Source organism: Microbulbifer sp. ARAS458-1 (genome assembly GCF_045348205.1).
Lineage (GTDB): Bacteria > Pseudomonadota > Gammaproteobacteria > Pseudomonadales > Cellvibrionaceae > Microbulbifer.
In genome coordinates, this window is record NZ_CP155838.1 from 165,243 (window position 1) to 183,321 (window position 18,079).

Genomic DNA, 18,079 nt, shown 5'->3' on the forward strand with positions numbered 1-18,079 from the left:
ATCCCCTACTCCGTCTCCCGGATTGGCTTGCGTAATTCTACCGCTTCGACCGCTTTCGCCTTCTTGCTGCGCATGCGGATATTGAGCATTTCCACCGCCACCGAGAACGCCATGGCAAAGTAGATGTAGCCTTTGGGTACGTGTACCTCAAAGCCTTCGATAATCAGGGTGACCCCTACAAGAATCAGGAACGACAGCGCCAGCATCTTGATGGTGGGATGGCGGTCGACAAAATCGCCAATAGGCTTGGCCGCCAGCAGCATCACCGCCACTGCAAGAATGATGGCAATCGCCATAATGGAGATATGGTCCACCAGCCCCACCGCGGTAATAACCGAGTCCAGTGAGAATACAATATCCAGAATCGCAATCTGCGCCAGTACCATGCCGTAGGTGGCGGTCTTGGTCGAGGTGGCCTCGCCGTCGACACCTTCCAGGCTGTTGTGAATTTCGTGGGTGGCCTTGAACAACAGGAACAGACCGCCGCCGATCAAGATCACATCCCGTCCGGAGATTTCCTCACCAAACACGGTAAACCAGGGCTCCGTCAGCCCCATGATCCAGGCGATGGAGAACAGCAGCCCCAGGCGGGTGATCATCGCCAGGGCCAGACCGATAAACCGCGCGGACTCCCGCTGTTTTTCCGGCAAGCGGCCTACGAGGATGGAGATAAAGATGATGTTGTCGATGCCCAGCACGATTTCCAGCGCGGCCAGGGTGGCCAGGGCAATCCATGCTTCGGGACTGGCAATCCATTCGAACATGCGGCGGTTCCTTCGTTTTTTGTATAGCTAGGCGGTTTTGAGAGCGCGGCAATGAACTTTTGGCACTGCCGCAGTAGACAAGGGACGAAGGGAGTTTACGAGGTTTTAGCGAGCCAGGCCAAGTTAACTGTGAGCTCAGCAATTAGCGCAGCTCTACTTGACCAGGTTGAAATTCACTCGCAACTTCTGGCTGGGCGTGTCTACCGCCTCACCATTTTCAAAGCGAGGGGCGAATCGCAAACGTTCAATATATTCTTCCGCTGAACGACCAAAGCCCTGAGACCCTTTAGTCTCAACGATTCGGATATCGTCCGCCACCCCCGTGTCTGTAATAGTGAACTCCGCAATCGCATAACCTTCGGCCCCGCGCTGCAACGCACTGCGAGGATAGTCGAGTCTCGCGCTGAATAGCGGCTTCGCTTCCTGATCGGCGCTGAATGGGGTTGCCTGCCCAATGAGTCGACATTGTTCGGCGGATTTTTCAGAAAGCCCCATCTGTTCGTATACTCGCACGAGAAAAGCTCGCGCAGTTAATTCCAATTGCGAGTCCCGCTTGCTGGATGAGTCCGCCAGAGCTACGGCTTCACTTAGATAGGCTTCGGCTTCCTGATAGCGATTTCGCAAAAGTAAATACTTACCCATATAAAAACCGGACAAGAACCGCTCAAGCTCGTGGGCGCTTAGCGGACCACGAAATGCTGTATATGCAGCTTGCAAGTACCTGTCTGCATACCGGTCTACCGCGTTATCGACACCAATTCTCCCACCTTCAAGCAGGGTGTTGGCGTAAAAAAATGAGTGCTTTCCGGAGTTCTTTTCAACAATCTCCAATGCCTCATCAATAAAATCACGATATCTGGAGCGAGATGAATTACCCACATTCCCTGCTCTAGCCTGAGCCAATAGCATAAGAGCGTCGACGTGCTCGATCGCGTTTTCCTCATAGATGCCACGAGACAGAACCAAGGCTTTGTGTATCACTCCATCAGCCACGTGGTGCTGCTCCAGCGCAAGAAGTGATCTACCATAATTGAGACTGGCGGCTACGCGACTTTTACTGCTTTCCGGTAGATTCTCACTAGCGAACTCATATACAGCTCTCGCCGCATTAGCAGTATTACTTCTATCCCCTGATTCAAGCGCTTGCGTGTACTTCGCATACAACGCGCTCAACTCACTTCCGCTCGCTCCACCACACAATACAAACAAAACGACGGACAGATAGAGCCGATAAGCACATCTATTTTTCATTTTTATATCTCTACACGATAAATCGTTGACCAAACAGTTCTGGGAAAACGCATGGCCTGGCGCGAAACTCATTTTCGCGCAAGTCGTCTAGCCGCTGCAATACCCTTTCGAAAACAAAAAAAAGGGCCGCAAAAGCGGCCCAACGGAGTCGTTCGTTTTCAATAACTCGGCAATCCCTCAGCTGATGTCGATCCAGGTGGATTTAAGCTCACAGTACTTGTCCAGCGCATGCAGGGACTTGTCGCGGCCATTGCCGGATTGTTTGAAGCCGCCGAACGGCACGGTGATATCGCCACCAAAATAGTTATTCACCCACACAGATCCGGCACGGATATCGCGAGCCATACGGTGGGCGCGGCTGATGTCTTTGGTCCAGACGCCGGAGGCGAGGCCGTAGATGGAATCGTTGGCAATTTTCAGCGCTTCCTCTTCGGTCTCGAATTCGATAATGGACAGCACCGGGCCGAAAATTTCCTCGCGGGCAATGGTCATGTCGCCGCTTACGCCACGGAAGATGGTGGGTTCGTAGTAGTGACCGCCTTCCACCGCTGCTGCGGGCTTGCCCCCGCACACCAGGCTGGCGCCCTGCTCCAGGCCCTTGGCCACGTAGAACTCGACGGTGTCGAATTGGCTCTGGTCGATCAGTGCACCCATCACCGAGTTCGGATCCTGCGGATGACCCGGCTTGAAGCGCTCGGAGGCCTTTTTCACCTTTTCGATAAAGGTATCGGCGATGCCTTTTTCCACCAGCAGACGGGTGCCCGCGGTACAGGTTTCACCCTGGTTGTAGAACACTGCCAGCGCCGCCGCTTCCGCCGCCTTGTCCAGATCCGCATCGGCAAAAACAATGTTAGGGCTCTTGCCGCCCAGCTCGAGGAAGGTGCGCTTGAGGTTGGACTGGCCGGAGTATTCGGTCAGCGTCTTGCCCACCTCGGTGGAACCGGTGAAGGTCAGGCCGTCGATATCCATGTGCAGGCCGAGGGCCTTGCCGAGGCTGCTGCCCGGTCCCGGCAGTACGTTCAGTACGCCATCCGGCAGGCCTGCTTCTTTTGCCAGGCCGGCCAGTTTGATGGCGGTGAGCGGGGTGTTGGAAGCGGGCTTCAGAATCACGCTGTTACCGGTGGCCAGTGCCGGGCCCAGTTTCCACGCGGTAGTGGAGAGAGGGAAGTTCCAAGGCACAATCGCCGCGACCACCCCCAGGGGCATACGGGTAATCAGGCCTATCTCCGTGGGGCCTGTGGGGGCGATCTCGTCGTAGATCTTGTCGATGGCCTCGGCATTCCAGCGGATGGTAGTCACCGCGCTGGGCACATCCACATTCATGGTATCGCTGATGGGCTTGCCCGCATCGAGGCTTTCCAGCAGGGCGATTTCCTCGCGGTTGGCTTCGATCAGCTCGGCAAAACGCACCAGGATCTTCTTGCGATCCATAGGCGGCATATGGGACCAGACACCGGATTCAAAAGTGTCGCGAGCAATCTTGACCGCCACCTCGGCATCTTCCGGACCACAGTTGGCGACCTGCGCCAGCTCGCGGCCGTCCGCCGGGCTGGTACAGGGGCGGGTCTGGCCACTGCGGGCATCCACATATTCGCCGTTGATAAAGGCGCGCCCCTCGATGGTGAGAGTGTCGGCCATGGCGAGCCACTCCTGCAGGGATTGCGGGGTGGATTGCGGTTTCTGCTGATCGGTCATGGACACCTCGGTCTTCAATATGAAAGTTGGCAGCCAGTAAAACTGAAGGATTGTTCAGTTTATACCTAAAATGTGATCACAAATCAAAGGGCGCAGTGTAACAGGGTCAAATGGCTCAGGTTAAATCGCTTCGAAGGTACCGGTTTGCAGGTTCTTGCGCGCACCGGGGATGGGGAACACCCGGTTGTGGAAGGCGATATAGAAGCCGGGTTGCATCAGGCGCGCGGTGAGCAGGGCTTCGGTGACATTCTGGCGGGCATCGGAATCGATAAAGCCCATGGGGCGCATGGCACCGGTGAACACCACAGGGACAGCGGGGGTCCCCATTTTTTCGTAGCAGTATTCCGCAGTGATCGACATGGTGTCGGTACCGTGCAGGATAACGATGGGGTCGCCCTGCTGTGCGGTGCTGGCGATAGCGGCGCAGATCTGGTCGCGATCGCTGTTGTCCATCTCCAGGGAGTCCTTGTTGAGGATGCTCTCCAGTTCCAGATGGGTATAGGGCAGACGCAGGCTGCTGATCAGGCCCTCGCGAATGATGGACGCGCGGTTCTTGAGAGTGCCCTCGGATTCACAATAACTCTTTTCAATGGTGCCACCGGTGGTGAGGATGCGGATGGTGGTCTTGTGGTTGAGATCTGTCATCGTTTTTCCCGCTGAATGAGTACAAATGTGCGCATATTAGTGGGCACGGGAGAACGAGACAATTGTAGCGTTAGGGACAGTCACCCGCAGCCGCACGCTGCGGGCTTACAACAACAAAGTTGGCGGCTCAGACTTCTTCGATCCGATAGGAGTGCACAATCTCCACCCCGGCCTTGCCCAGCATGATGGACGCGGAGCAGTACTTCTCTGCCGACAGCTCCACCGCGCGCGCCACCTGGGACTCCTTGATATTGCGCCCGCGCACCACGAACTCCATCTCGATCTTCTCGAACGGCGCCGGTACCGCGTCCGGGCGGTGGCCCTTCAGTTCCACATGGCAGCTGGCCACGTCCTGACGGGTCTTCTGCAGGATACCCACCACATCGTAGGAGGCGCAGCCACCGACACCCAGCAGTATCATTTCCATGGGGCGAATGCCGTTATTCTTCTGGCCGCCTTCCATCACAACCGAATTGCCACTGCCCGACTCACCGATAAAGGTGACACCATTCACCCAGGTCACCTGACCCTGCATTACGCCCGCCATGGAACTCTCTCCTTCAGATTGGATGGGGGCCGGGAGCTTATCACAACAGTCGCCGGAATCCGCAGCGTGTCGAGACCCCAGTGACCCGGGAGACATTATCCCCTGGCGGCAGGCTCTGCAGAGTAAGCCTTCACTAACGACGGTTGTCACCGCTGCCGACAACCGCTATAAACAACACCCTGCCCCTAAGCTGGGCAAAAAGTGGCCCAGATCACATTGCGGAGCATTAACCTGAGATGCCCCCTGTTGGCATCGGGGTTTTAGCGGGATAATCATCCACTTACCCGGGATCAGGCACAAAAATTTCAAGAAAAGGAGTAGATCCGTGACGGTCGCTACCGAAGACACTCTGACTACTGGCAACATCGAAGACTTTCTCGCCCACTGCCATCGCCGCCGCTACCCGGCCAAGAGCACCATCATCTACGCTGGCGACCGCTGTGAGTCCCTGTACTTCATCATGCGCGGTTCCGTCACCGTACTGATCGAGGACGACGAGGGCCGCGAAATGATCGTGGCCTACCTGAACGACGGCGATTTCTTCGGTGAGATGGGCCTGTTCGACCAGGACACCCGCAGTGCCTGGGTGCGCACCAAGACCGAGTGTGAAGTTGCGGAAATCTCCTACACCAAGTTCCAGGAGCTGACCCGTCAGCACCCGGAATTCCTGTTCAACCTGGCCACCCAGATGGCAGGCCGCCTGCGCAACACCACCCGCAAGGTGGGTGACCTTGCGTTCCTCGACGTGACCGGTCGTGTGGCCCGTACCCTGCTGGACCTGTGTAACGAGCCGGATGCGATGACCCACCCGGAAGGTATGCAGATCAAGATTACCCGCCAGGAAATTGGCCGCATTGTCGGCTGCTCCCGCGAAATGGTGGGCCGGGTACTGAAGACCCTGGAAGAACAGGGCCTGGTATCGGTAAAAGGTAAAACCATGGTGGTCTACGGGACCCGCTGATCCACCTTCGGTATGGGCCCCAGGCGCCGGGGCCCAATGCCAGCAACGCACCCCTCCCACGCGTCGCCCCGCCCACAATCATACGACCGTCCGTTCATCCCTACAGGTTGGCAAGCGGCAACTCTACCCCCCTTCCGTCGCCATTCAGGCCATCCCAACCCCACAAAGCCCAACTTTTCAGAAAATTTTTCCGGCAGCTACCGCAACGTGCGTAGGAAAGGACCCGCGACATTACTATTCGGTAAGTCGCAGGGGGCATGCACCCCGGGGAGCCAGGAATGGGAAACAGTCACAACTCTGCCCACCTCGCAGCATTTACGCTGTTAATTTCGACCATATTGGTCTTGCTGGTAACAGCCTGCGACAGAGGCGCGGTGGAACGGAATCAGCCACCCCGCGAGACCCCAGTCAACGCCAGCGCCACAGCGGCGCAGGCAATTCCCCCATATATCGAAACCGGTGACCTGGCGGCAATTCGCGACCGCGGCGTTATCCGCTTCGTCAATCTCGGCGGGTCCGAACTCGACCGGCTACCTAGGGACAGCATCGTCACGCTGAAACACATCACCCTGGCGAACAAGCTGGCGGAAAAACTGAAGCTTGAAACCGTATGGATTGTGGCGCGTACCCCGCAGGAAGCCATCGAGATGGTGCAGGCGGGGAAAGCGGACATTGCAGCCTACTCGCTGACCGACACCGAAGCCCGTCGCCAGCTCGTCGATTTTACGGTACCGCTGCTGCAGACCCGGCAGAAGCTGGTGACCAGTCTGGACGGTCCGGACATCCGTGATCCAGAACAACTACGCGACGCCGAGTTAATCGCGCAAACAGGCTCCGTCTACATACAGACCGCCGAGCGCCTGATTGCACAGAATCCGGATGCCAACCTTTCGATAAAGCAGGCCGTAGTCTACGAGGACCGGGATGCCCTGGTCGACCTGCTCAAAGAAAAGAGAAATCGCGTGGCCATCCTCGATGACTATATCGCGGATAACATGCTCAGCTACCGCAAGGATATTCGAGTGGGCGCGGCGGTTTCGGAGAGAGAGAATATTGCCTGGGCGGTACGCAAAGGTTCAAAAAAGCTGCTCACCAGGGTTAACAACTATCTAACCGGCAACCTGGTCAAAGCGCCGGGCGAACGCATTAGCGACTGGAAAGCAATCAAACAGTCCGGCGTTATCCGCTTCCTCACCTACAACCGCCCATCCGTTTACTACCTGTGGAAAGGCGTGCTTATGGGCTTTGACTACGACCTCGCGAAAGCCTTTGCAGAAAAGCACGACCTGCAGCTGCAAGTGATTGTGGTGCCCTACGATGAAACCCTGATTGACTGGCTGAAAGCCGGGAAAGGCGATTTCGCCGGTGCCGTAAAAAATATCACCCGGGAACGCATCGACCAGGGGATTGCCTTCACACGCTCCTATCGTGAAACCCCGGAGCAGGTTGTCAGCAACCGGAACAAACCGGAGATCAAACAGATTCAGGATCTTGCCGGACGCACCCTGACGGTCAGGGCCAACTCTCCCTTTACCACCACCGCGCGCACACTGAAACGCAGCGGTATTGATGTTGCCGTAGAAGTCGCCCCGGCGGATATTTCTATCGCCGAACTTATCGACCGAATCGCGGAGGGCGAACTGGATGCCACCATCGTGGATAACGATGATGTGATGATGGCAGCCTCCCTGCACCCCGAGTTGTCCCCCGGCACCCTGGTCAGTGACCCGCGTCCACAGGGGTGGATGGTCATGCCGCAAAACAAACAGCTGCTGAAAAAGCTCGATATCTTTCTCGCCAAGTATCGCAAGAGCGAGGCCTACCCGAAAAAAATCGCGGCTTATTTCGAGCCGAACAAGCGCTTTACCCAGCACGTCGCTGCGCGTGTTATTCCGGGGAAAGACCTCTCCCCCTACGACACCCTGGTAAAACACTCATCGCTGGAATACGGCTTCGACTGGCGCCTGGTGGTGGCGCAGATGTGGCAGGAAAGTAACTTCAACCCGAAAGCTGTATCTCCGGTGGGTGCCCAGGGGCTGTTACAGGTAATGCCCGCCACTGCGGAAGATATGGGCTTCCCGCCTCCGCTGTTCGAGCCGGACCGCAATATTCAGGCGGGACTCAAATACCTCAACTGGGTACGCGACCGGTTTGAACCCACACTGCCGGCGGTGGAAAGACTCTGGTTTATTCTCGCCTCCTACAATGCCGGTTACGGGCATTTACTGGATGCGCGCCGACTGGCCCGGGAGCTCGGTCTCAACCCGGATGTCTGGTTCGGCAATGTGGAGCAGGCCATGCTCAAACTGTCCGAACCCCAATACTTCACCAAAGCCCGCTACGGCTATGTCCGCGGTGCGGAGCCAGTCCAATACGTACGCAAGATCAGCCACCTGTATCACGCCTACACCAACGTCGCCAGCGGCGATATTGACCTCAACCAGGTGCAACACCGCCTCTCACCAACCCATCAGGTGCCGCCCCATCCGGTATCCCAGTAACCATCAGGGCACTGGACGACCGACCAGCATTTTATACTGGCGAAAGCACCAAAATGACGCACAATACGAACAAATATCGGCCTAAAGAACCAAAATAAAGCAATGCCGCAAAATTAAACACTGCTGAGCGCGCACATTTAGCAAATTATTCTCCCCGGCACTGGTACGTTGGTTACAGCCAACTCAACACATAAATAAATAGTCTTAGGGAGATCCAATGAGGGACAACAACAACTACCTCTCACTCAAAAAATCCCACCTGGCCCTGGCCATCTCGTGCGCGGCGATGCCGTTGCCGCAGTTCGCCACGGCACAGAATACGGAAAGCGAAAGCAAACCCGCTTTCGAAGAAGTTGTGGTGACCGGCTCGCGGCGCGAAGAAAATGTGATGGATATTCCCATCAATATTTCCGCGGTGGGCGGAGAGAAGATTGAAGACCTGCGCCTCACCAGCATCGCCAAAATTGCTTACTACACCCCGGGGCTGACGGTAGTGGACCGCGGCCCGCGGGACGAAGTACCGGATATGATGGTACGCGGACTCAACACCGGTGGCCTGGGCCCGGGCTTCAGCAGCAGCACCGTGGCCATGTACCTGGGGGATATCCCCCTGCAGGTGGACCTGAAGCCCGTTGACCTCGAGCGGGTGGAGGTACTTATCGGCCCTCAGGGCACCCTTTACGGACAGGGCACCATGGGCGGCGCCATCCGCTATATCCCGGCGAAAGCGGATCCATCGGGCTACAGTGCCAGTTTCCGCGGTAGTGCAAGCAGCACAAATGAAAGCTCCGGCATCGGTCAGGAGTACGGCGCCACTTTGAATTTCGCCCTGACCGATACCCTGGCCATTCGGGTAAACGCCGACAGCGTACAGGACCCCGGCTTTATCGATTACAACTATGTGGTGCGTGAATCCGGTGTCTCCAACCCGGATCCGGATTTCAATGATCCCGACGATGTCGCCGCGAACCTGCGCAAAGTCAAAGATGCCAACGGTGAAGACACCAAGTCCGGCCGTATCAATGTGCGCTGGCTAGCAAACGACTGGCTGGAAGCCAACCTGTGGCACTACTACCAGGATACCAAGGCAGAGGGTCGCCAACTGGCCAACCAGCTCTCATTTGGTACCGGACCCTACGAATCCGGCATGCGCTATGAAGAGCCCAATCACTACACCAATAAACTCACCAGTATCGAGCTGATCGGTGACCTCGGTTTTGCCCAGGCCACCATGGTTTACGGCCAATCCGAATATGAGGAGCTGGGCCAGCGCGATCAGACCGATCTGCTGCTCGATCTGGACTACGGCTACGATTCCTTTCCGTCGTTCTCGGCCTACACTCGCGAAGAAGTAAAAGACAAAGCCGATACCTTTGAACTGCGCATGTCTTCACAGCATGAAGGTCCTTTCAAATGGGTCGCCGGTTACTTCCAGAACGACTATGTCTCCGACGCGATCAGTGAAGAGTTTACCCCCTTCTTTGACCAGTTCGCTGTGGATAACTGGGATGCCGTGCAGCTTCGCCCAGACAGCCTGGAATACATTCAGCTTACGGATATCGACGAAAAAGAATCCGCATTTTACGGTGAACTGACCTATAGCCTGAGCGACACACTCGCGGTCACCGGCGGTTACCGTCGTTACAGTTTTGAAACCGATATTACCGGCGGATTCGGACTGCCTCTGTACGATACCGTATTCCTCGGAGCGCCTCAGGACGCCATCAACGTAGACCTGGGTACCAATCAGGGGGAAGATGAGGGAGATCTGTTCAAGTTCAACCTGGCCTGGGATGCGACCGATTCCGGCATGGTGTATTTCACTTACTCCCAGGGCTACCGCAACGGCGGCGTCAACTCCGTACCGGAATGTACCCCGGAGCAAATCGCCAGCGATAATCAGCAGCTGTGCGCACTGCCGGAAGAAGTACTGATTGACCCGGACAAAATCGACAACTACGAAATCGGCTACAAAGGCCTGGTCGGCGAGCGCCTGAATATCAGCACCGCGCTGTACTACATCGACTGGAGCGACCTGCAGGTTGCCACCACCACCACCAATGGCTCTTTACCCATTACCGGCAACGGTAGTGCCGCCGTCAGCCAGGGCTTTGAGCTCCAGGGAAGCTGGCTGATCAGTGACAGTCTGGATCTGGCTTTCACCTACGCGTACACCAACGCCGAGCTCACCGAGGATGCCCCGGGCCTGGTCGGCCCCTACGATGTCTATGCAGGCGCCCGCCTGCCGGGACACGCCGAACACCAGGGCTCTCTCAACCTGAACTACTCCACCACGGTATTGGGCAACTATGACCTGGCTCTGAACTACGGACTCGTGTTCGCCAGCGATGTGTACAACATGGTTGGTGGCCCCGAAGACCCGCTGTATATGGTCGAGGAAGATGGCAGCATTACTGCGGGTGACCGCGGCGGCGAAGCCATTCCGGGTTATGCGGTACACCACCTGTCTGCCACCCTGTCACTGGACAACTGGACCGTGCAGGCATTCGCAGACAACCTGTGGGACAAGTATTACATCACTGGAACCCGCACCAGCCGCCGCAACCTGCAGGACGAAAACAACGGTCCGGGTATCGAGTGGGGCAACGGCTTTACCCAGCGTTCCTACGGCCAGTACGTGGGCACACCGCGCACCATTGGTGCCCGCTTCACCTACAGCTTCTGACACCTGTAGGCTTTCCATCAAGCCGGTCTGGGATACACTGTCCCGGCCGGCTTTTTTATTTGTTGATCCTTACTTTATTGCCATCTATGCAGACTCCCTCCATTGCGCAATTGCACAGTGCTGCAGAGCAGGCCCTCAACCGGGGCGACATGCGCGCACTCCACCACTACTGCCGTCAGATCTTGCAGGGCGACCCGGCGCACAGCGATGCCTGGTTTCTCGCCAGTATCGCAGCGGCAGCGGCGGGCCATCTCTACAAGGCAGTCGAGATGGTCGAACGGGCACTGGCTGGCAGCCCGGATAATCCTGAGTATCTCGCGCAAAAGGCGCGTTACTATGCGCAACTGAATGACTACGACCGGGCACTTCAGGCGGCAGACTTGGCACTCGCGGCAAACCCCGAGAGGCCGTTGATTCTCGATACACTGGGTGTGATATACGCGCGATTCGACGAACACCACAAGGCCATCAACCCCCTGCGCCGCGCCGTGTCACTGGCACCGGAAAATCCCCAATTTCAATTTAATCTCGCCTCCACCGAGCAGTTCCTCGGCAATATGGATGCAGCGCGCGCAGCCTATGAAAAAGCCATTGCGCTGCAGCCGGATTTCGCCCGCGCGCGCTGGGCACTGTCGGAACTGGGAAAGAACAACGCGAGTATAGAAAATACCGCCGAATTGAAAAAACGACTACAGCTACCACAACTGAGCGCCGAGGACCGGCTCTACTTGAGCCACGCGCTGGCGCGTGATTGTGAGCGCAGCGGCGACTACGCACAGGCTTTCGAATGCCTGAATACAGCCAAGCATCGCTACCGGGAAAAGATCGGTTATTCCTTTGCCCAGGACGCGGCACTGTTTGACGGGCTGAAATCCGCGTTCTCATCGGCTGCGCTGAATAGCGCAACAGGGCTCGGCAACCAATCTCTGTTTATCGTGGGCATGCCCCGCTCCGGCACCACACTGGTAGAGCGTATTCTCGCCAGCCACTCACAAATCGAATCGCTGGGTGAACTTCACGAGTTTCCACTGGCGATCAAGCGACACTCAAACACCGGTTCTTCGCACACACTGGATTTGGACGTCATTGCCGAAGCACTGAATGTGGCCCCCGCAGCTATCGGGCAGGACTACGAAACCCGTTGCCGCGCACGGGGCAGAAGTGCCGCATACCTGATCGACAAGCTGCCAATGAATTTTCTCTATCTCGGGTTTATTCTGCGCAGCCTGCCGAATGCGAAAATCGTGGTACTCGACCGGCATCCACTGGATGTGTGCCTGAGCAATTTTCGCCAGCTGTTTTCTTTCAACTTTCGCTACTACCACTACCACTACAGTCTGGAAGACACCGCGCGCTATATCTGTGCCTACCGGGACCTGATCGATCACTGGCAGACAATTTTCAGAGACAGGATCCACACGGTAAGTTATGAGCAAATTACCGAGAACCCGCGGAGGGAAGCCCACGCATTGATGGACTATCTGGGATTGCCTTGGGAGGAGGCCTGCCTGGAGTTCCACCAGTCCGATGCGGCAGTTTCCACGGCGAGCAGCGTACAGGTACGCCAGCCCATCTACCGCAGTGCGGTGGCACGCTGGCGAAAGTATGAAAAAGAGTTGCAGCCGGCCATCGAAATCTTTGCGAAGGCCGGGTTGATTTAACCCGGCCTCGGGCTACGCACTCTGCAGTGCCGGATCACGGGTCTAGTCCGGGGTGACGTTTTAGTTGAACAGCTCCATCAGGCGACGGCCCGGTTCTTCCTCACGCATAAAGGCTTCACCCACCAGGAAGGTATCCACATTGTGGCCGCGCATGGCCGCCACGTCGTCGGTAGTGTGAATACCGCTTTCGGTGACCACAATGCGATCTTCCGGAATCAGCTCCAGCAGGCCGAAGGTGGTTTCCAACTGCACTTCAAAAGTGTGCAGGTTGCGGTTGTTGATACCGATCAGGCGATTGGGCAGCTTCAGTGCGCGCTCCAGCTCAGCGCGATCGTGCACCTCCACCAGCACATCCAGACCCAGTTCCAATGCCAGATCATTCAGGCCGGTGAGCTGTGCATCATCCAGGCAGGCCGCGATCAGCAGAATGCAGTCGGCGCCGATGGCGCGGGCCTCGTACACCTGATACGGATCGACAATAAAGTCCTTGCGGATTACCGGCAGGCGCACCGCATTGCGGGCCTGCTGCAGGTATTCATCGGCACCCTGGAAAAAGTCCACATCGGTCAGCACAGACAGGCAGGCGGCTCCGCCCTTCTCATAGCTGGTGGCAATTTCTGCGGGAATAAAATCTTCGCGGATCACGCCCTTGCTGGGGGAGGCCTTCTTGATCTCGGCGATCACCGCCGCTTCACCGGCGTTGCGCTTGGCCTCGATGGCCTGGACAAATCCGCGGCAGGTTGGCTGCCTGAGCGCACGCTGCTGCATTTCATCCTGACTGACCAGCTTCTTGCGCTCGGCCACTTCTTCCCATTTGCGCTCGACGATGGTCTTCAGAATCGTTGGGGTATTCATTACTTCACTCTTTGAATGCGCTGGTAAAGGCGGCCAGCTCGTTAATCTTCTCTCCGGCGAGGCCACTATAGATGGCGTCCTGCGCCATGCTCACCCCTTCTGCCCGGCTCGCCGCCACACCACTCACGTAGATGGCCATGCCGGCATTCATGGCAATGATATCAGCTGCCTTGTCTCCCGCGGCGGTTTCGCGCTTGCCGAGGGCATCGCGGATCAGCGCCAGTGACTCTTCAGAGCCGTCCACGCACAATCCGTCCAGGTTCTGTCGCTCGATGCCAAAATCTTCCGGAGAAATAGTGACTTTTTTCAGTTCACCGTTCTTCAACTCCCAGCCGCGGGTATCCGCAGCGAGGCTCACCTCGTCCAGTCCATCATCGCTGTGCAGCACCAGCACATGCTCGGAACCAAGGGTCTGCAATACTTCCGCCAGCATACGGCTGTAGTGCGGATCGTACACTCCAATCACCTGGCGCTTCACGCCGGCGGGGTTGGTGAGCGGGCCCAGCAGATTGAAAATGGTGCGCAGGCCCAGTGCCTTGCGCGGGCCAATGGCGTGACGCATGGCGCTGTGATAACTGGGTGCAAACATAAAGCCCACTCCCACACCGTCGATACAGCGGGCGACCTGCTCCGGGGTCAGGGGAAGGTAGATACCGGCTTTTTCCAGCAGGTCTGCTGAGCCGGAGGAGGAAGAAACCGAGCGGTTGCCATGTTTGGCCACCTTGGCGCCGGCGGCAGCGGCGACAAAACTGGAAGCGCTGGAGACATTAAACAGGTTGGCACCATCGCCGCCGGTACCGACGATATCCACCGCGTTGGTCTGATCGATCTCGACCTTGGTGCACAATTGGCGCATCACCTCTACGGCACCGGTGATTTCCTCCACGGATTCACCACCCATGCGCAGGGCCACCAGAAATGCACCTATCTGCGCGTCTTCCGCTTCCCCACGCATAATCTGGCCCATGGCCTCGCGCATTTCCCCACGGGTTAGATGTTCACCCTCGACCAGTTTTCCAATGGCCTGTTGGATATTCATTATTCTTCCCCTTCCCTAAGATTTTCGTTTCCCGGGGTTCGCTATGTCTCCGGCATCCAAAGCTAAGGTGCTGATGCCGGGCTCCGTTTGCGAGACCTTCCGCGAGAGGGACCTCGCGGAAGAGCCCCCATGGATGGGTTCACGGCGTGTCTCGCAAACGGATACCGGTAGCAGCGCCGCCACCAGGCCACCTACGGAGCGCCGCACCAATACCTCAAGACTCCAAAAAATTCCGCAGCATATCGTGCCCGTGCTGAGTCAAAATCGACTCCGGATGAAACTGCACCCCCTCGATCGGCAATTCGCGATGACGGATGCCCATGATCTCGTCGATCTCACCGTCTTCGGTCTCGGTCCAGGCAGTAACTTCCAGACAATCCGGCAGACTGCCCTTCTCCACAACCAGCGAATGATAGCGGGTCGCCTCGAACGGATTGGACAGCCCATTAAATACGCCGACATTGTTGTGAATGATCGGCGAGGTCTTGCCGTGCATCACTTCCCCGGCGCGCACCACGCGACCACCGAACACCTGACCGATACTCTGGTGTCCCAAACAAATACCCAGAATGGGCAGCTTGCCCGCATAGGTGCGGATGGTCTCCATGGAGATACCCGCTTCGTTCGGCGTACAGGGGCCCGGGGAGATTACGATTTTCTCCGGGTGCAACTTTTCGATATCCGCTACGGTGATTTCATCGTTGCGTTTGACCACGACCTCCGCGCCCAACTCCGCCAGATACTGCACGATGTTGAAGGTGAAAGAGTCGTAATTGTCGATCATCAGGATCATGATTCGCTTCCTTTCTCATCTCCCATGTCTCCCAACCGCTTCTGCAAGCGAGCGAGGGACTCCTGGGTTGCGCGGAGTTCGCGCAGAATTTCGGTCTGGCTCGGCGGCATTGCCAGTTCGTCCAGGCGGCGCAGTTTGGCCTCTTCCAGATTGTTCAGCACCACCCCGATAAACAGGTTGATCATCACAAACGCGCCCATCACCACAAAGCTGAGGAAATAAATCCAGCTGTAAGGCATGGATTCCATCGCCGTGTACATGATGTCGGTCCAGTCCTCAAAGGTGACAATGCGGAACAGGCTCAGCAGGGCGATAGGCAGGTTGCGCCAGTGGGTGGGGTCGATTTCGTGAAACAGGAAATAACCGGCCACCCCGTATATATAAAAAATGATCCCCATCAGCAGACTGATATGGAACATGCTCGGCAGACTGCGCAGCAGTGTGTCTACCAGCAGGCGCAGTTCCGGGAACGCGGAGACAAGGCGCAACACCCGTAGCACCCGCACCAGGCGCGCCAGCGTGGCCATAGGTCCCGCCGCCGGAATCAGGCTCAGCACGATGATGGAGAAATCGAAGCAGTTCCAGCCATTGGCAAAATAGCGCCAGGGGCGGTTGCCGTGGGCGGCCATCTTGATTGCCGCCTCCACCATAAACGCGCCCAGGATCAGCTGGTTGATGCCGTGCAGGGCACCGCTGAAACGCTCCAGCACCCAGGTGGAGGTTTCCAGCCCCACCACCACGGCATTCACCGAGATCAGGGCGATAATCACCTGATTGAAAATCGGTGTATCGACCAGGCGGCGACACTGTTCAGCAAAACTACGCCTCTGCCCTACTGAAATTTCACTATTCATCGGTTCAACTGCTTCCAATGGATCAAGAAAAATAAGTTATTGCCCGGTGGCGATGGCCACGGCGCGGAACAGCGCCCGCGCCTTGTTCATGGTCTCGTCCCACTCGGATTGCGGATCGGAATCTGCGACCAGGCCGGCACCGGCCTGTACGTACACTTTTTCATCCTTGATCACCGCGGTACGAATCGCGATGGCGGTATCCATGTTGCCGTTCCACGCCAGGTAACCCACGGCACCGCCGTAGACACCGCGTTTTTCCGGCTCCAGTTCGTCAATGATTTCCATGGCGCGAATCTTGGGCGCGCCGGACAGGGTACCTGCCGGGTGGGCCGCACGCAGGGCGTCGATGGCGTGCAGCTCCGGTTTAATTTTTCCGGTCACATTGGAGACGATGTGCATCACGTGGGAGTACCGCTCCACCACCATTTTTTCGGTGACCTGCACGGTACCGGTCTGCGCAACCCGGCCCACGTCGTTGCGGCCGAGGTCAATCAGCATCAGGTGCTCGGCAATTTCTTTCGGGTCCGCCAGCAGATCTTTCTCCAGCGCCAGATCCTGTTCCTCGGTGGCGCCACGGCGGCGGGTACCGGCGATCGGGCGCACGGTCATATCGCCGTCCTCCAGGTGCACCAGAATCTCTGGACTGGAACCCACCACCTGGTGATCCCCCAGATCGAGGAAGTACATATATGGAGACGGATTCAGGCTGCGCAAGGCGCGGTACAGGTTCAGCGGCGGAACGGTGAAGGGGGCCGACAGGCGCTGGGACGGCACTACCTGCATCACGTCGCCGGCGAGGATGTAATCCTTGACCTTATGTACGCCCTGTTTGAATGCTTCTTCGCCGAAATGGGACGTAAAGGTGTCTTCGGCGGTGTGATCGCCGTCGATCCCTAGCGGCTCGACGCTCTCGAGCGGCTGCGACAGCTGCCCCACCAGCTGATCCAGGCGGCGCTGGGCGATTTCAAAGGCATCCCCCTGCTCCGGATCGGCGTGCACGATAAACAGCACGGCACCGGCGAGGTTGTCGAACACCACCAGCTCGTCGCTGACCATCAGCAGGATATCCGGGTTACCCAGGGTATCCGGCGGGCAGCTGTCGGCGAGCTTGGGCTCGATATAGCGCACCACGTCGTAGCCAAAGTAGCCGACGAGACCGCCGTTGAAGCGCGGCAGGCCGGCGATTTCCGGCACTTTGTAGCGCCCGCGGAACTCCTCGACAAAGGCGAGTGGATCTTCGACGGTGTGTTGCTCGACGATTTTTCCATCGCGCTCGACCACAATATCGTAGCCGGTCACTTTCAGTACGGTGCGCGCGGGCAGGCCGATAATGGAGTAGCGCCCCCACTTTTCCCCGCCCTGCACGGACTCCAGCAGGTAGCTGTAGCGACCGCCATCGCGGGCGGCGAGCTTCATGTAGGTGGTGAGCGGGGTCTCTATGTCTGCCAGTACGCGGCGGACCAGAGGTATGCGGTTAAATCCTTTAGACGCAAGTTGGGCGTATTCGCTGGGGGTCATGGCGACTCCGGTGTATGCAATGCGTTGAGTTTTGTATTCGGGTCTGGATTGCGCATGAGTTGTGAAATCCTACCCGCGAGAGAGGCGCCCGTCGGACCAGTTCCTGGTCTTCAGGCTTTAAGGATCAGTGGCGCCATCGCCAGCTGTTGATGTGGGGGGCAGTGCAGTTCAATGTCAGAATCTCGCAGCGTCGAGTTGCTTCCCTGTATTCCGGCGAGCAAGTGTACAAATCTCTGGTAGAGGCGGCAAGCTTGGGATTTCGTGGTTCTTAACAGCCCTGATTAAGTCCTTTATAACCTTTTGTGGCGC

14 protein-coding genes are annotated in these 18,079 nt (G+C 57.4%); 4 read left to right on the forward strand and 10 right to left on the reverse strand.

Annotated features, from left to right (window positions below):
- Positions 1-5: 5 nt before the first annotated feature.
- From AAFH99_RS00720 to AAFH99_RS00740, 5 genes are all read right to left on the reverse strand, one after another.
- Positions 6-764 carry a TerC family protein gene (locus AAFH99_RS00720; protein ID WP_406828387.1) on the reverse strand — a complete coding sequence of 253 codons (759 nt, stop codon included), beginning with the start codon at positions 762-764 and terminating at the stop codon, positions 6-8.
- Positions 765-917: 153 nt separating this feature from the next.
- Positions 918-2,015: an energy transducer TonB gene (locus tag AAFH99_RS00725; RefSeq protein WP_406828388.1), complete on the reverse strand. Its 1,098-nt coding sequence runs from the start codon at positions 2,013-2,015 to the stop codon at positions 918-920.
- Positions 2,016-2,192: 177 nt separating this feature from the next.
- Positions 2,193-3,710, reverse strand: a complete 1,518-nt coding sequence (locus AAFH99_RS00730; protein WP_406828389.1) for an aldehyde dehydrogenase — start codon at positions 3,708-3,710, stop codon at positions 2,193-2,195.
- Between the two features lie 120 nt (positions 3,711-3,830).
- Positions 3,831-4,355, reverse strand: coding sequence for an asparaginase domain-containing protein (locus tag AAFH99_RS00735; RefSeq protein ID WP_043319557.1), 525 nt, complete (start codon positions 4,353-4,355; stop codon positions 3,831-3,833).
- Between the two features lie 127 nt (positions 4,356-4,482).
- Positions 4,483-4,890, reverse strand: coding sequence for an OsmC family protein (locus AAFH99_RS00740; RefSeq protein ID WP_043320461.1), 408 nt, complete (start codon positions 4,888-4,890; stop codon positions 4,483-4,485).
- A 337-nt stretch (positions 4,891-5,227) separates the two neighbouring features.
- Between AAFH99_RS00740 and crp the strand changes: the two genes are divergently transcribed.
- The 4 genes from crp (at position 5,228) to AAFH99_RS00760 (ending at position 12,711) form a co-directional block, all read left to right on the forward strand.
- Positions 5,228-5,863, forward strand: coding sequence for a cAMP-activated global transcriptional regulator CRP (gene crp / locus AAFH99_RS00745; RefSeq protein ID WP_051687212.1), 636 nt, complete (start codon positions 5,228-5,230; stop codon positions 5,861-5,863).
- A gap of 374 nt (positions 5,864-6,237) precedes the next feature.
- The gene (locus tag AAFH99_RS00750; protein ID WP_406828390.1) at positions 6,238-8,364 is read left to right on the forward strand and encodes a transporter substrate-binding domain-containing protein; all 2,127 of its coding nucleotides are present in this window, start codon (positions 6,238-6,240) and stop codon (positions 8,362-8,364) included.
- 217 nt (positions 8,365-8,581) lie between these two features.
- Entirely contained in the window at positions 8,582-11,050 is a 2,469-nt protein-coding gene (locus tag AAFH99_RS00755) for a TonB-dependent receptor (protein WP_406828391.1), read from the forward strand.
- An 86-nt stretch (positions 11,051-11,136) separates the two neighbouring features.
- The gene (locus AAFH99_RS00760; RefSeq protein ID WP_406828392.1) at positions 11,137-12,711 is read left to right on the forward strand and encodes a tetratricopeptide repeat-containing sulfotransferase family protein; all 1,575 of its coding nucleotides are present in this window, start codon (positions 11,137-11,139) and stop codon (positions 12,709-12,711) included.
- A gap of 60 nt (positions 12,712-12,771) precedes the next feature.
- Here AAFH99_RS00760 and trpC read toward each other — a convergent pair whose 3' ends face one another.
- From trpC to trpE, 5 genes are all read right to left on the reverse strand, one after another.
- Positions 12,772-13,566, reverse strand: coding sequence for an indole-3-glycerol phosphate synthase TrpC (trpC, locus tag AAFH99_RS00765; protein WP_043319563.1), 795 nt, complete (start codon positions 13,564-13,566; stop codon positions 12,772-12,774).
- 4 nt (positions 13,567-13,570) lie between these two features.
- Entirely contained in the window at positions 13,571-14,605 is a 1,035-nt protein-coding gene (trpD, locus tag AAFH99_RS00770; protein ID WP_043319564.1) for an anthranilate phosphoribosyltransferase, read from the reverse strand.
- 214 nt (positions 14,606-14,819) lie between these two features.
- On the reverse strand, positions 14,820-15,398 hold the full coding sequence (locus AAFH99_RS00775; RefSeq protein WP_043319565.1) for an aminodeoxychorismate/anthranilate synthase component II: 579 nt from the start codon (positions 15,396-15,398) through the stop codon (positions 14,820-14,822).
- A complete protein-coding gene (locus AAFH99_RS00780) occupies positions 15,395-16,252 on the reverse strand; it encodes an ion transporter (RefSeq protein ID WP_406828393.1) in 858 nt (285 codons plus the stop codon). Before AAFH99_RS00780 ends, AAFH99_RS00775 begins: the two co-directional genes overlap by 4 nt.
- A 36-nt stretch (positions 16,253-16,288) precedes the next feature.
- On the reverse strand, positions 16,289-17,770 hold the full coding sequence (trpE, locus tag AAFH99_RS00785; RefSeq protein ID WP_043319566.1) for an anthranilate synthase component I: 1,482 nt from the start codon (positions 17,768-17,770) through the stop codon (positions 16,289-16,291).
- Positions 17,771-18,079 lie beyond the last annotated feature (309 nt).